Raw genomic sequence first — 13,795 nt, forward strand, 5'->3', positions numbered from 1 at the left:
GCGATCACCGCGCTTAGCGCTCATCGCCGTCGTCCTCCACCGGGGCAGGAACGGCGCCGAGATCGTCGTCGACTGGGCCGCTCAACTGGCGCAGGAGGTCGGGATCGGTGTAGACCATGGCCGTCGCTTTCCAGCCACGAAGCACGTCGGCGAGCACCGACCACTGTCCCAGATCCGCGGAGATCCGCGCCGCCTTGGTGAACTCGACGACGAACTGTGGGACGGCGTCCGGCGGCAGGAGGCTGAGCCACGGGAACTCGTCACTCAGGGCTTCCGCGGCCGTCTCCGGAGAAACGTGGGCGAGAAGGTTCCGCAGGGCACGTACGGTCGCGATCGCCCCCTCACCAGAGGCCGCCATCCGGTCTTCGCGCGTCAGCAGGAGATCCGCTCCGTCGCGCCGGCGAACCCGCACATCACCCGCGTCAGCCAGCGCGGCGACACTCTTGGGGTCACGCTGGAGCTCGCTCCACTGCACTTCCTTGACGTCCACCCGTCAATTCTGAACTTTTTCAGAAGTTGGTGCAAGGGGTGTGCGGCCGGCGTCATTCGGGGGAGGTCCCGAGCCGGACGCCAGTCGTGGCATATCCGTCGAAGGTTTGATCCTCGGCGCGCCCGGCCCGGCAAGACTGGGCGCGCCGAAGTACTTCGGGACGGCTCAAGGTCCCTAGTTAGGGTAGCCTAACTAAGTCGGGGGTGAGGGTCAACGCGTAGCGCAGCTGGCGGACCGGGGTGTCGTTGACGGGCTCGACGCGGGTTTCGCCGTCGGGGGTCCAGCCGCCCCGCTCGTAGAAGCGGCGGGCCACAGTGTTGTCCTCCAGGACCCAGAGCACGGCCCGTGGGGTGCCCAGCGCGTGTAGCTGGTCGAGGGCGTTGACCATCAAGGCTCGGCCCACGCCCGTACCGACCAGGTCGGGAGCCACGTGGATCGCGTACAGCTCCGCCGAGGAAGGGGTCTCGCTCGGGCCCACGTACGTGAAACCGGCGATCTCGCCGTCGACGAGGGCCACCGTCATCTCGTGGGTGTCGCGTTCCCACTTCCAGCGTTCGGCCCACCACTCGCCGAAGCCCTCCTCCGACCTCGCGGCCAGGACCTCCGCGGGCAGGATGTGGGCGTAGGCGGCGACCCGCGACCGCTGGTGCAGCGCTCCCACCGCGTGCAAATCAAATTCCTCGGCTGTACGGAGGGACAGGCTCATTTCTCGACCGTAGCGGGGCGCCGCGCGGGCACGGGGACGCGCATCAGGTCCTCCGCGATCACGATCTCGCCCGGGAACTCGGCCGCGGCCTCGTCGAGGAAGCGTTGCGGGTCGGCGTAGCGCTGGGAGAAATGGGTCAAGACCAGTTTGCGTACGCCGGACTCGCGCGCCACCGACGCCGCCTGGGCCGCCGTCAGGTGGCCGACCATGGCCGCCATCTCGGCGTCCTCGGTGAGGAACGTGGACTCGATGACCAGCAGGTCGACGCCCTCGGCGAGCCGGTAGACGGTGTCGGTGAGCCCGGTGTCCATGATGAAGGCGAAGCTCTGCCCGGGGCGCTCGACGCTGACCTGGTCCAGCGTCACGTCGCCGAACCGGCCGTCGCGTTGCAGCGCGCCCACCGCCGGTCCGGCCAGGCCGTGCTCGGCCAGCCGCTCGGGAATCATGCGCCGGACCGGTGGTTCGTCGAGTCGGTACCCGTACGTGGGAAGTGAATGCCGCAGTGGCAGCGCCGTGAGGCGCCCCGCCGGGGTCTCCGCCGAGAAGCTCGCGCCCTCGATCGGCGAAGCGACGATCTCCGCGTTGTCCCAGTAGCTGGTGGCGTGCCGCAGGCGGTCGTAGAACTCCTGGCCGGCGCCCGGGTAGTGGACCGTCACCGGGTGTTGCACCTTGTCGAGCGAGATCCGCTGGAGGATGCCGGGCAGGCCGAGGCTGTGGTCGCCGTGGAAGTGGGTGATGCAGATGCGCCGGATGGGGGTCACCGCGAGGCCGGCGAACAGCATCTGGCGCTGGGTGCCCTCGCCCGGGTCGAAGAGGATCACCTCGTCGTCCCAGCGCAGCAGGTAGCCGTTGTGGTTGCGGTGGCGGGTCGGCACCTGACTCGCGCTACCCAGGATCACCAGCTCGCGCATGTTCATCCCCGGAAATGAAGCGACCCCTGGGGACTTCCACGCACGAAGTACGTGGTCCGGTCGGACAAGGCCGGATCCCCAGGGGTCGGGTGGCTGTCTGATATTCGCCGCACCGCTGCCACACGGTCTCGACGTACTACAAACGAAGCTGTCGAGGACAGCGGCTAGCGGACAGCCACCTCACGAGTCCCGTTGCTATACAACTTCGGACCACCTCCCTTCACGTGTACGGCCACGTTAACCAGCCGAGGGGCCCTTCGCCAATGCTTTTTGAATCACTACAGACGAGGGAATACCCGCGGGGACATTTCGGTTCCTTCCACCGCAAGCGAGGCCGGGCCCACGATCAGCGGATCGGGGGTGCCGACGACCTCGGCGTCCTTGTTCTCGTAGTCGAACCGGTTGAGCACGTGGCGCATCGCCTCGAGCCGGGCCCGCTTCTTGTCGTTGCTCTTGACCACGGTCCACGGGGCGTCGGCGGTGTCGGTGTAGAAGAACATCGCCTCCTTCGCCTCGGTGTAGTCGCCCCACTTGTCCAGGGAGGCCAGGTCGTTCGGGGAGAGCTTCCACTGGCGTACCGGATCGACCTGGCGGATGGCGAACCGTGTGCGCTGCTCGCGCTGGGTGACCGAGAACCAGAACTTGACCAGGTGGATGCCGGAGCGGACGAACATCCGCTCCAGCTCGGGGGTCTGCCGCATGAACTCGAGGTACTCGGCCCGGGTGCAGAAGCCCATGACCCGCTCCACGCCGGCCCGGTTGTACCAGGACCGGTCGAACAGCACGATCTCGCCGGCGGACGGCAGGTGCTTGATGTAGCGCTGGTAGTACCACTGGTTGCTCTCGCGCTCGTTCGGCTTCTCGAGAGCGACCACCGAGGCGCCGCGCGGGTTCAGGTGCTCCATGAAGCGCTTGATCGTGCCGCCCTTGCCGGCGGCGTCCCGCCCCTCGAAGAGGATCACCAGACGCTCGCCGGACGACTTGCACCAGTTCTGCAGCTTCAGCAGCTCGATCTGGAGCAGGCGCTTCTGGTGGTCGTACTCCTGGCGGGACATCCGTTCGTCGTACGGATAGTCCTCGCGCCAGGTGTCGACCGGCGTGCCGTCGGCATTGAGCAGCACCGGGTCGTCGTCATCGTCGTCCGCCACCCGGTAGCCGTCGAGCTCGGCGATCGAACCGTCGTACGGCTCGCTGACCTGCTCCTGGATCTCTTCGAACTCCGCCTCCGCCTGCATGACCGTCATACATACCCAGTGAAGGTGAACATCAGCCGATCCAGGCCCGAAGCTTCTTCCCCCGCGAGTCCTCGACCACCGGCGGGAGCTGGGCGTGGGTCTCGACGCCGACCTGCTCCTGCCGCCCGTAGAGCACACCGAACCAGAACGCGTCGCCGTCGCCCTGGCCGATCTCCTCGAGCAGTTCACGGGCGACCACCGAGTCCTGGTGGGCGCCGAGCACGTCCTGCAGGTCGGTCAGCGCGCTGACCAGCTGCTTGCCCGGCTTTCCGGCCTCCGGGACGAAAACCTCGACGGCATAACGCGCTTTCTTGTACGCCTTCCGCGCGTCATGCAATTCGTGGTCGATGCCGTCGGCGAGCGCCCGGTCGAGCAGGGCGTCGGCCTTGGCCAGACTCTTGCGGGCCTGCTTGAGCAGATCCTTCTCGGTGGTCTGCTGCTCGGCGAGCCGGTCGATGCGGTCGAGCAGGGCCAGGTAGCGCTCACTTTCCAGGGCCTCGTCGAGGGCGGCCCGGCCCCGCTCGACCTGGGCGTCGAGATGCTGCCGGATGCGGGCGGCGACCGGCGCGAAGCGCGGGCTGTCCTCGATGCCGGCCAGCAGTTTCTGCTCCTGCACCTGGCCGTCGCGCACCTCGCCGAGCAGGTCGGCCAGCCACTTGAGCTCGTCGCCGATCTCCTGGGCGCCGGCGAAGCTGCGCTTGAAGGTCTTCAGGGTGCTGCGCAGCCGCCGCGTGCCGACGCGCATCTTGTGTACGGCGTCGGGCTCACCCTGGCGCACGCCGGGATCGAAGCCGGTGATCGCGTCGCGCTGCTCCCGCACGTACGCGAGAACCGGGTTTTTAGGGGTCTTAGGGGTTTTGCCGGGCTGCGGGTTGCCGAGGGCGCGAGCGACCTTGGAGGGACCGGCGGCGGGCCGCGCGCCGGCGTCCTCGAGCAGGCGCCCGACCTTGGCCAGCAGGGCCGGGCTGCCGTCGACCAGCTCGACCTCGACCTCCTGCCAGCGCTGCTCCTGCCCGTCGCGTTCGGCGATCACCTGGTCCTGCGCGATCAGCGCGAGCGTGGTGCCGTCGGCCTTCTTCAGCGGCGTCTCGACCCGGTGTGTGCGCAGCCGGGCGATCGGCTTGAGGTCCTGCCGCCGGATGATGGCCCGGACCATTGCCTGAAGCTCGCCGGGCACGAGGTCGGGATCGCTGCCGTTGAGCGGCAACCGGTGTTCCTTACGGCTGAAGCCCTCACCGGGCGTCTTCAGATGCCAGCCGGCGTCGTGGCCGCCGCTGCGCCGGCGCAGCGTCCGCCGATGCCGCAGGAGGGTCAGCTCGTCCGTGTCGAAGTACGTGGCATCGAGATCATGGGTCTCGGCGCCACCGGCGCCGGCGACACCCGCCTCGCCGGCGAAGTCCGGCAACACGAAGCCGTCGGGCACGTCGTATTTGAGTTCCGTTTCGCTGGCGATCTCCATGTATTCATGTTGCCCGACTTTCGCCGCACGACACAGGGAACTGTTTGGCAGGTTGTGCACAGCGAGATCTCAGCTTGGTCGGGCATCTTGGTAAGCCACTTCTTTGGGGAGGTACCTCGTGGAGAAGCAAGACCGTCGTCCGGTGTCCCTGGCCGGCCTGGGCCTGATCGGCGCCGGCGCCGTTCTCGGCCTCGCGCTCACCGGCCCGGCTTCGGCTGCCCCGTCCTCGTCCTCCGCTTCATCCGCCGCGTCCTCCTCGTCCTCGTCCACCGCGGCCCCGTCCGCGTCCCCCGAGGCGACCAGAGTCGAGGACGACGAGGCCTAGACGCCGGCCATGCGCACGGTGCGCAGGTAGAGCGCGCGCGAATAGGCGGCGGAGGCCGCGCTGTAATACATCGTCGCCAGCCCGACGTGGAAGCTGTTGTTCGTCAGCGCGTTCTTCGAGTTGGCCGACGCCGCCCAGCGGATCTCCGCATCCGACTCGCTGATCCCCTTGCGGGCGCAGCGCAGCCGGTTCATCTCCTTGCCGGTCTTCCACGTCTCGAGCGCCGCCTCGGCCTCCCGCATCATGGCCCGGGCCTGCTCGGACAGCGCCTCGCCAAGATCCCAGGCGTGGCGCTCCTCGTCGTTGAAGAAGGACGGCATGGTTCACCTCCCGCGGTACCGCTCCTGGACCCCCAGTGTGCGGATCATGTCGGGATATGTCGATCTTTTACACCCAGAGGCATGAATTCCACCGGCCGGTCGGCGCGTGATCATAGAGCGCAGTAGTTGCCCCAGCCGGGGACGCAGTTCGGGTCTCTCCCGCTGCCACCGCTGCCGCCGCCGCCCCAATCCGCCGATTCCGCGGCGGCGATCAATCCAGCGACTATGACGATCATGATGATGAGGGCGCGTAGCTGCGACCACCCATGGGCTTTCCCGGCATTACCGAGATTCGGCTCGACCGGCTCCTCTTCCCTCGGGGTTGGCTCTGGCGTTTTACTGTCAAGGTGGCCAGGGACGGGCTCAGCCACAATGGAGGATTCTTCATTTTTTGCCGGAACCTCGACGGCCGTTTCCGTCGCGCGGCCGGCATCTGGCGAGCGCACATTGGTCGTGACGACATAGACCGTTCCGCCAATGGCAAACAGCCAGCTCAGCGCTTCGAGGCCGTCGCGGCCGTTCACCCTTAGGCTGATCGCCACCAACATGCCTGCGGCGAGCCACAGAGCGAGCCGTTTCGTCACCGACCGAATGTAGCAAGATCAGTAAAACCCAAAACCTTTTTATTGTGCGACTCTGCTGTATTGGTCATCGGGCCCCGATGGTCAGAGTGGATTCGGGTCGTGGCATGTGACCGATCTCCGCCTCCAACGAGTCACGTAGGGAAGCCTTTTGAAGGACCTGTTCGATCGAGAGACCGGGTCATCCGCCATGGGCTGCTGGCCGGCGCTCGGCCACGATGTCACCGACGTCGGGATCACCCTGAGGCAGGGCAGCACCGGGCAGCGGCGCGACGCACTCCGGGAGGCTCTGCGCGCCGATCCGCTCGTCCGGGAGCCGGTCTTCGAGAGCCGGAACCCGGTACTCGCGGTTCACCGAGAGGTGCACCGCGCGTCAGGCGCGCCCTACCTCGATCATCGACGAGATCAGCCGACAAATGTGGTGCAGCGCCGGCCGGAGAAGGGGCTGGACGCCAGACCAGGCCGGCCACGCGATCGCGTGGCCGGAGCGGGGCGGCCGTTCCGCTGGAATCGGGCTCTTAACAGGTGACCGCCGGCGAGGGACTGTGGCCGGGGCGGCGGCTATTTATCGTGGGGCCAGCGATATTTCGCGGTGATATCCCCCGTTTTGAGGAGTGGTCATGGCCCTTAAGCGCACACTCGTCCGTACGGCTATGAGCGTGGTTGCGGGCGGTGCGCTCGTGCTTGGTCTTGCGGCTCCCGCCTCGGCGTTCAGCGATTCTGACGTCAGCGGCTGTCTGGACTTCAAGCACAGCAGCCCGTTCTTCAGCACCAAACAGAAGGTGGTCGGCACCAATACCTGCGGGGTCGGGCCGTTCGGATTCCGGGTCTACAACTGGTCGCGTATCTCGTCGGAGACGTCGCCCTGTCTTCGTGCCGACGCCCGGCGCAGTGCCGGGTGGGAATGGACGAAGGGGCGAGGGAGCTACGCGATCATCAGTTGCTGACAGTTGGTTGGGCGGGAGCGCGTGACCGATGCGGAACGGGGGAACCTGTGGTCACGCACTCCCGCCAACCGCCCCGCCCGAACCGGGGGTCGCGCCTGGCCGGAGGCGCTGGACCGGCGGAGGCGTGCCGATCCTGGCCGGTTCAAGGGCGGGTCCTGATGCGGGAGATCGCGGCGCTGGCGGGGCGCAGCGAACTCACCGCCGGGGTGACGTCGCCGGGCTGCTAATCCGGGGGAGGTCAAGCGGACGGCGACGTCGGAAGATTCAGTTGAAGTAGCCGGTGTTGCGTGGCCGATGGTTCATGACCGGCAGCGCCCGGATGCTGTTCAGGTCGTGGCGTACGGTCCAGGCTTCCCGCCAGGGCCGCCGGGAGGCCGCCTCGGCCCGCTCGGCGAGCCGCCGCGGGGCGCACGGCCAGCGCCATCCACACCCGACACAGTTCCCGTCCTGGCCGGCACCGGCGTGCTGCCCGAGCATGCTCTGGGCGTCGCGCCACAGCAGGCGGTCCACGATGTCGGCCGGGACCGGCTTGTCGGCGATGACCATTCCTCACCCCCGTTCGTCATACGTCCGTCACGACTCATACAACCGCCCAGCGCCATCCCCCGGTCGGACTTTCTGTGCGACTGCGGCGACTATGCGTGACGGACAAGTGTTCGCCATGGGCGGACGGGCGGCGGGCATCGACGGTCGTACGGACAATGTTGAGACCGTCATGGATACCGAACACACGGGTGTCGAATCCGGGGCGCTCGATGCCTACAGCCGTGTGGTGACCGGCGTCGCCACCAAGCTTCTGCCCTCCGTGGCCGCCCTGTCGGTCCGTACCGCCCGCGGCGCCGGCGCCGGATCGGCGGTCACCTTCACCGACGACGGTTTTCTCCTGACAAATGCTCATGTGGTGGCCGGGGCCAACGGCGGAACGGCCACCTTCGCCGACGGCACCGAGACCAGGTTCGACGTGGTCGGCGCCGATCCGCTCTCCGACCTGGCCGTGGTCCGCGTGCAGAACGCGGGCGCGCCCGCGGCGCCGCTCGGCAACGCGGACGATCTCAAGATCGGCCAGCTGGTCGTGGCCGTGGGCAACCCGATGGGCCTGGCCGGATCGGTCACCGCGGGCGTGATCTCCGGGCTCGGGCGTTCCCTGCCGGCCCGCGACGGGCACCGCCTGCGGATCATCGACAGCGTCATCCAGACCGACGCCGCCCTCAACCCGGGCAATTCGGGCGGGGCACTGGCCGACTCGACCGGCACGGTCGTCGGGATCAACACCGCGGTCGCCGGGTACGGCCTCGGCCTGGCCGTGCCGATCAACGCCACCACCCGCGCGATCGTCGGGGAGCTGGTGGCCTCGGGCCGGGTGCGGCGCGCCTGGCTGGGAGTCGCGGGCGTGCCCGCCCCGCTGCCGCCGCAGCTGGCCGCGCGCATCGACCAGAAGCTCGGCTTGCGCGTGGTGGAGGTCGTGCCGGGCAGCCCGGCCGGCAAGGCCGGCATCTACCTGGGCGACGTCCTGCTCACGGCCGGCGGCAAGCCCGTACAGACCGTGCAGGAGCTGCAGCGGCTCATGCTGGGCCCGGCCATCGGGCAGGAGCTGCCGATGACCCTGCTGCGCAAGAACGCCCTGGTCGACGTGGTGACCGTGCCCGCCGAGCTGGAGTGAGCCCCGGCGGGCACGACCGCGACGATCAGGACAGGTGAGCCAGCAGGTCCTGGCGGGTCAGCACGCCGGCCGGCTTGCCGTCGACGAGGACCATGGCGGCGTCCGCCTTCTCCAGCATCGACACCGCCTCGCTGACGGGCTGGCCGCCGCCGATCATCGGCAGCGGGTCGCCCATGTGCCGCTCGATCGTGTCGTGCAGGTGGGCCTGGCCGGTGAACAGGGCGTCCAGCAGCGCCTTCTCGGCGATCGAGCCGGCCACCTCCCCGGTGACCACCGGGGGCTCGGCCTTGAGCACGGGCAGCTGCGAGACGCCGTACTCCCGCATGTAGTCGATGGCGTCGCGGACCGTCTCCGTGGGGTGCACGTGGATCAGGGGCGGCATGGCGCCGCCCTTGCTCTCGAGCGCGTCGGCCACGGTGGGCTGGCCCTCCACCGTACGCAGGAAGCCGTACCGGGCCATCCAGTCGTCGTTGAAGATCTTCGACAGATAGCCGCGACCGCCGTCCGGCAGCAGGACCACGATGACGTCGTCGGGGCTGGCCTTGCGGGCCACCTCGAGCGCGGCCACCACGGCCATGCCGCAGGAGCCGCCGACCAGCAGCCCCTCCTCGCGGGCCAGGCGACGGGTCATCTCGAACGAGTCCGAGTCGGAGACCTCGATGATGTCGTCGGCCAGCGACCGGTCGTACGTCGTCGGCCAGAAATCCTCACCGACGCCCTCGACCAGGTACGGCCGGCCGGTGCCACCGGAGTAGACCGATCCCTCGGGGTCGGCCCCGATGACCCGTACCGAACCCTGCTCCTTGAGGTATTTCCCGACACCGGTGATCGTGCCGCCGGTGCCGACGCCCGCCACGAAGTGGGTGATTTGGCCGTCGGTCTGTTTCCACAGCTCGGGGCCGGTCTGCTCGTAGTGCGAGCGCGGGTTGGCCTGGTTGCTGTACTGGTCCGGCTTCCAGGCGCCCGGGATCTCGCGGGCCAGCCGGTCGGAGACGTTGTAGTAGGAGCGGGGGTCCTCGGGGGCCACTGCCGTGGGGCAGACGACGACCTCAGCGCCGTACGCCTTGAGAACGTTCCGCTTGTCCTCGCTGACCTTGTCGGGGCAGACGAAGACGCACTTGTAGCCGCGCTGCTGCGCGACGAGGGCGAGGCCGACCCCGGTGTTACCGCTGGTCGGCTCGACGATGGTGCCGCCGGGTTTGAGCAGGCCGGCCTCCTCGGCGTCGAGCACCATCCGCAGGGCGATCCGGTCCTTGACCGAACCGCCCGGATTGAAGTACTCGACCTTGGCCAGCACCGTGGCGGAGATGCCCTCGGTGACCCGGTTCAGCTTGACCAGGGGGGTGTCCCCGATGATGTCGACGACGTTGTCGTAGTAGCGCACGCTTTAGACTACGACGATCCGGTCCTGCTGCCTCTCCCACTCCAGGAAGCGCTCGGTCTCGGCCAGCACCGCCCCGGCCAGCCAGGCGACCATCACGGCGTCGTCGGCCAGCCCGAGGACGAACAGGAAGGCCTCCGGGACGAAGTCGATCGGCGAGACGACGTACACCGTGGCCGCCGTCATCAGGGCCAGGCGCATCCCGCCGTCGTACTTGCCGCTCGCGGTGGCCTTGAGCATGCGCGGAATGGCCGCGACCCGCTTGCTCAGGGACGGCCCGCCCCGGGCCCCGGACACGAGAGCCTTGGTCAGGGCGCTGAACGCCGCCGCACGTTTCAGTGTTTTCGCCATGGTGTTCCCCTCTCCGCTACTCCAGCATGACTTGGGCGCGCCATGATTACCTCTCGCCGTCGCGCGTTAGCCTCGTAATTCCCTACTGACGTTGTTTTGACCCAACAGCGAGGGAGCCCGTGAGCACCATCGAGATCACCGCCGACGACTGGCGCCGGATCAAGCTGGCCGGGCGGGTCCTCGGCGGCGTGACGGGCGCGCTGGCCGGGCTGACCGCGGTGTCGGCCGGTCTCCTGTTGCGCCAGGCCGCGGACGCGCGGCGCGTCATCCCCATGGCCGAGGCGCCCCCGCCGCGGGGCGACGGCGTCTACGGCGCGAAATTCGGCGGCAAGCCACTCACCATGGTCATCCTCGGTGACTCCTCGGCCGCCGGATACGGCGTGCACCGTCCCCGCGAGACACCCGGCGCGCTGCTGGCCACCGGCGTGTCACGGCGGCTGCGCCGGCCCGTGCGGCTGCACCGGCTGGCCGTGGTCGGTTCCATGTCGTCCGGCCTGCCGTACCAGGTGGACGCCGCCCTCGAGCACGAGCCCGAGGTCGCGGTGATCCTGATCGGCGCCAACGACGTCACGCACTATTCGGACCGGGCCGGAGCCGTACGCCATCTGGGCGACGCCGTACGGCGGCTGCGCGCCACCGGCTGCCGCGTCGTGGTCGGCACCTGCCCCGACATCGGCGCCATCCAGCCGATCAAGCCGCCCCTGCGCTGGCTGGCCCGCAAGTGGAGCCGCGACCTGGCGGCCGCCCAGACGGTCGCCGTGGTCGAGGCCGGCGGGCGTACGGTCTCGCTGGGCAACCTGCTCGGCCCGATGTTCATCGCCGATCCGGTACGGATGTTCAGCTCCGACCGTTTCCACCCGTCCGTCGAGGGGTACGCCCGTGCGGCGGCGGTCGTGATGCCGACCCTGATGGCCGCCCTCGGCGAAGACACCCCCCGCCCCGCCGCCGCTGTCGACGGCCTGGAGGAGGCCGCGCACGAGGCGGTGCGGGCGGCCGGCACGGAGGTGAGCGCGCAGGGACGATGGGCCGTTCTGCGGCGTCACCCGTGGTTCGGCGAGACGCGGCACTGGTTCGGTCACCGCCGTACCTCGGCGCCGAGCGCCGTAGGGTGGACCCCAGAGGATCAATAGCAGGGAGGCGAGAGATGGCGGGGCTCAACGCACGGATCGGCAGGGCCGCGGCCACCGGTCTGCTCGCCGGCGCCGTGGGCGGTGCCGCCCTGATGGTCGGCGAGGTGCTCGCGGCCAAGGCCCGGCGGTACGCGAAACCGACCATGGGCCTGGCCCTGCGCACGTCGATGGGCCGCCTGTCGGCGCCCCAGCTGCGCCTGGTGCTGCTGGGCGACTCGGCCGCGATCGGGGTGGGCGTGGAATGGCTCTCCGAGACGGTCGGCGGTCAGCTCGCCCGCCTGCTCGCCGAGGGCACGGCCGACACCGGTGAGCGCCACGTGCTGCTCTCCAGCGTGGGCGTGGCCGGTTCCCGCTCCTCCGACCTGGGCACCCAGGTGGCCCGGGCCCTGCTCGGCGACCGGCCCGACGTGGCCGTGGTGCTGATCGGCGCGCACGACGCGACCAGCCTGCGCAGCCCCGAGGAGTCGGCGGCCCAGCTCGGCACGGCGGTGCGCCGCCTGCGCGAGGCCGGCGTCCGGGTCGTCGTCGGCACCTGCCCCGACCTGGGCGCGCTGCGGGCGATCGCTCCCCCGCTGCGGCAGATGGCCGGCCTGATGGGCCGCCGCATGGCGAAAGCCCAGGCCAAGGCGGTCACCGCGGCCGGCGGGGCGGTGGTCGACCTGGCCGAGGAGACGGGCGCGGTGTTCCGCGCCGACGCCGGGACGCTCTGCTACGACGGCTTCCATCCCTCGGCCGACGGCTACCGGGTATGGGCCCACGCGCTCTACCCGGCGGTGGTCAAGGCCGCGATGTCGTCGGTGCAGTAGGTGTGACAAATTTGCACTTCCGATGAAAGTTACCGGCGAGTTAAATTGACTGCATGCCGGAAGCCGTCATCGTCGCCACCGCCCGATCGCCCATCGGCCGCGCCGTCAAAGGCTCGCTGAAGGACCTGCGCCCCGACGACCTCGCCACCACCATCATCGACGCCGCCCTGAACAAGGTGCCGCAGCTCGACCGGACCCTGATCGAAGACCTGTACCTCGGCTGCGGGCTCCCCGGCGGCGAGCAGGGCTTCAACATGGCCCGCGTGGTCGCCACCCAGCTCGGCCTCGACGGCCTGCCCGGCGCCACCGTCACGCGGTACTGCTCGTCGTCGCTGCAGACCACGCGCATGGCGTTCCACGCCATCAAGGCCGGCGAGGGCGACATCTTCCTCTCGGCCGGCGTCGAGACCGTCTCCCGGTTCGCCCGGGGCAACTCCGACGGCCTCCCGCCCGAGCTGCGCGCGCAGGTCGGCGGCGGCTGGGAGAACCCGAAGTTCGCCGACGCCCACGCCCGCACCAAGTCGTACGCCGAAGGCGGCAAGACCTGGCACGACCCGCGCGAGGACGACCTGCTGCCGGACGTCTACATCGCGATGGGGCAGACCGCCGAGAACCTCGCCCAGGTCAAGGGGATCAGCCGCGAGGAAATGGACGAATTCGGCGTACGCAGCCAAAACCTGGCCGAGAAGGCGATCGCCGACGGCTTCTGGGAGCGGGAGATCACCCCGGTGACGCTGCCCGACGGCACGGTCGTCTCCACGGATGACGGCCCCCGCCCCGGCGTCACCATCGAGGGCGTATCCCAGCTGAAGCCGGTCTTCCGCCCCGACGGCCGGGTGACGGCCGGCAACTGCTGCCCGCTGAACGACGGCGCGGCCGCGGTGGTCATCATGAGCGATACGAAGGCCCGCGAGCTGGGCATCACCCCGCTGGCCCGGATCGTGTCGACCGGCGTCACCGCGCTCAGCCCCGAGATCATGGGCCTGGGCCCGGTCGAGGCCTCGAAGCAGGCCCTCAAGCGAGCCGGAATGACCATCGACGACGTCGACCTGGTCGAGATCAACGAGGCGTTCGCGGCCCAGGTCATCCCCTCGTACCAGGACCTGGGCATCCCGATCGACAAGCTGAACGTGAACGGCGGCGCGATCGCAGTCGGCCACCCGTTCGGCATGACGGGCGCCCGCATCACCGGCACCCTGCTGAACTCGCTCGCCTGGCACGACAAGTCCATCGGCCTGGAAACGATGTGCGTCGGCGGCGGCCAAGGCATGGCCCTGATCCTGGAGCGCCTGAGCTAGACGCCCCACCCCGGATTCCCGCCGGGTCCGGCCTGCCACGAGCGGCCGGGCTCGGCGGCTTTATTTTCTGGGGCTTCGCGCTGCTTCCAACGACCCAGCGCTGTCTTTGCGCTGTTTTTGGCGGCTCAGCGCTGTTCTACCGGCCCGGCTGTTCTACCAGCCCGATGGTTCCGCCCCGGCTGTTTCACCGGCCCG

17 protein-coding genes are annotated in these 13,795 nt (G+C 69.3%); 7 read left to right on the forward strand and 10 right to left on the reverse strand.

The features are described from left to right. Positions 1-13 precede the first annotated feature (13 nt). From AB0C26_RS10755 to AB0C26_RS10775, 5 genes are all read right to left on the reverse strand, one after another. Complete coding sequence (locus AB0C26_RS10755; protein ID WP_360245035.1) at positions 14-490, reverse strand: hypothetical protein; 477 nt, start codon at positions 488-490, stop codon at positions 14-16. Positions 491-668: 178 nt separating this feature from the next. After that, complete coding sequence (locus tag AB0C26_RS10760) at positions 669-1,196, reverse strand: GNAT family N-acetyltransferase (RefSeq protein WP_360245038.1); 528 nt, start codon at positions 1,194-1,196, stop codon at positions 669-671. After that, the gene (locus tag AB0C26_RS10765) at positions 1,193-2,107 is read right to left on the reverse strand and encodes a ribonuclease Z (protein WP_360246510.1); all 915 of its coding nucleotides are present in this window, start codon (positions 2,105-2,107) and stop codon (positions 1,193-1,195) included. Before AB0C26_RS10765 ends, AB0C26_RS10760 begins: the two co-directional genes overlap by 4 nt. A 278-nt stretch (positions 2,108-2,385) precedes the next feature. Then, positions 2,386-3,351: a polyphosphate kinase 2 gene (gene ppk2 / locus AB0C26_RS10770; protein ID WP_360245041.1), complete on the reverse strand. Its 966-nt coding sequence runs from the start codon at positions 3,349-3,351 to the stop codon at positions 2,386-2,388. A gap of 22 nt (positions 3,352-3,373) precedes the next feature. Continuing rightward, positions 3,374-4,801: a CYTH and CHAD domain-containing protein gene (locus AB0C26_RS10775; protein WP_360245044.1), complete on the reverse strand. Its 1,428-nt coding sequence runs from the start codon at positions 4,799-4,801 to the stop codon at positions 3,374-3,376. 118 nt (positions 4,802-4,919) lie between these two features. Between AB0C26_RS10775 and AB0C26_RS10780 the strand changes: the two genes are divergently transcribed. Continuing rightward, on the forward strand, positions 4,920-5,126 hold the full coding sequence (locus AB0C26_RS10780; protein ID WP_360245047.1) for a hypothetical protein: 207 nt from the start codon (positions 4,920-4,922) through the stop codon (positions 5,124-5,126). Here the strand turns inward: AB0C26_RS10780 and AB0C26_RS10785 are convergent. Beyond that, positions 5,123-5,446 (reverse strand): hypothetical protein, encoded by a 324-nt coding sequence (locus AB0C26_RS10785; RefSeq protein ID WP_360245050.1) that lies wholly within the window; start codon positions 5,444-5,446, stop codon positions 5,123-5,125. The genes AB0C26_RS10780 and AB0C26_RS10785 overlap by 4 nt on opposite strands. 110 nt (positions 5,447-5,556) lie before the next feature. Then, complete coding sequence (locus tag AB0C26_RS10790; RefSeq protein ID WP_360245053.1) at positions 5,557-6,030, reverse strand: hypothetical protein; 474 nt, start codon at positions 6,028-6,030, stop codon at positions 5,557-5,559. Positions 6,031-6,178: 148 nt separating this feature from the next. Between AB0C26_RS10790 and AB0C26_RS10795 the strand changes: the two genes are divergently transcribed. Continuing rightward, complete coding sequence (locus AB0C26_RS10795) at positions 6,179-6,556, forward strand: hypothetical protein (RefSeq protein ID WP_360245056.1); 378 nt, start codon at positions 6,179-6,181, stop codon at positions 6,554-6,556. Positions 6,557-6,680: 124 nt separating this feature from the next. Further along, positions 6,681-6,974: a hypothetical protein gene (locus AB0C26_RS10800; RefSeq protein WP_360245059.1), complete on the forward strand. Its 294-nt coding sequence runs from the start codon at positions 6,681-6,683 to the stop codon at positions 6,972-6,974. 264 nt (positions 6,975-7,238) lie between these two features. Here AB0C26_RS10800 and AB0C26_RS10805 read toward each other — a convergent pair whose 3' ends face one another. Continuing rightward, on the reverse strand, positions 7,239-7,520 hold the full coding sequence (locus AB0C26_RS10805; protein ID WP_360245062.1) for a hypothetical protein: 282 nt from the start codon (positions 7,518-7,520) through the stop codon (positions 7,239-7,241). Between the two features lie 169 nt (positions 7,521-7,689). On the opposite strand from AB0C26_RS10805, the gene AB0C26_RS10810 reads away from it, so the two are divergent. Then, the gene (locus AB0C26_RS10810; RefSeq protein ID WP_360245065.1) at positions 7,690-8,634 is read left to right on the forward strand and encodes a trypsin-like peptidase domain-containing protein; all 945 of its coding nucleotides are present in this window, start codon (positions 7,690-7,692) and stop codon (positions 8,632-8,634) included. Between the two features lie 25 nt (positions 8,635-8,659). On the opposite strand, the gene AB0C26_RS10815 is transcribed toward AB0C26_RS10810, so the two are convergent. Beyond that, positions 8,660-10,018: a cystathionine beta-synthase gene (locus AB0C26_RS10815; protein ID WP_360245068.1), complete on the reverse strand. Its 1,359-nt coding sequence runs from the start codon at positions 10,016-10,018 to the stop codon at positions 8,660-8,662. Positions 10,019-10,021: 3 nt separating this feature from the next. Next, on the reverse strand, positions 10,022-10,366 hold the full coding sequence (locus tag AB0C26_RS10820; protein ID WP_097319274.1) for a YkvA family protein: 345 nt from the start codon (positions 10,364-10,366) through the stop codon (positions 10,022-10,024). Positions 10,367-10,524: 158 nt separating this feature from the next. Between AB0C26_RS10820 and AB0C26_RS10825 the strand changes: the two genes are divergently transcribed. From AB0C26_RS10825 to AB0C26_RS10835, 3 genes are read left to right on the forward strand one after another with little or no spacing between them, the layout of a single operon-like run. Beyond that, on the forward strand, positions 10,525-11,496 hold the full coding sequence (locus tag AB0C26_RS10825; RefSeq protein WP_360246512.1) for an SGNH/GDSL hydrolase family protein: 972 nt from the start codon (positions 10,525-10,527) through the stop codon (positions 11,494-11,496). 14 nt (positions 11,497-11,510) lie between these two features. Continuing rightward, positions 11,511-12,302 carry an SGNH/GDSL hydrolase family protein gene (locus AB0C26_RS10830; protein WP_360245071.1) on the forward strand — a complete coding sequence of 264 codons (792 nt, stop codon included), beginning with the start codon at positions 11,511-11,513 and terminating at the stop codon, positions 12,300-12,302. Positions 12,303-12,355: 53 nt separating this feature from the next. Continuing rightward, complete coding sequence (locus tag AB0C26_RS10835; protein ID WP_360245074.1) at positions 12,356-13,600, forward strand: acetyl-CoA C-acetyltransferase; 1,245 nt, start codon at positions 12,356-12,358, stop codon at positions 13,598-13,600. Positions 13,601-13,795: the final 195 nt, after the last annotated feature.

The organism is Actinoplanes sp. NPDC048796 (assembly GCF_040650035.1).
Lineage (GTDB): Bacteria > Actinomycetota > Actinomycetes > Mycobacteriales > Micromonosporaceae > Actinoplanes.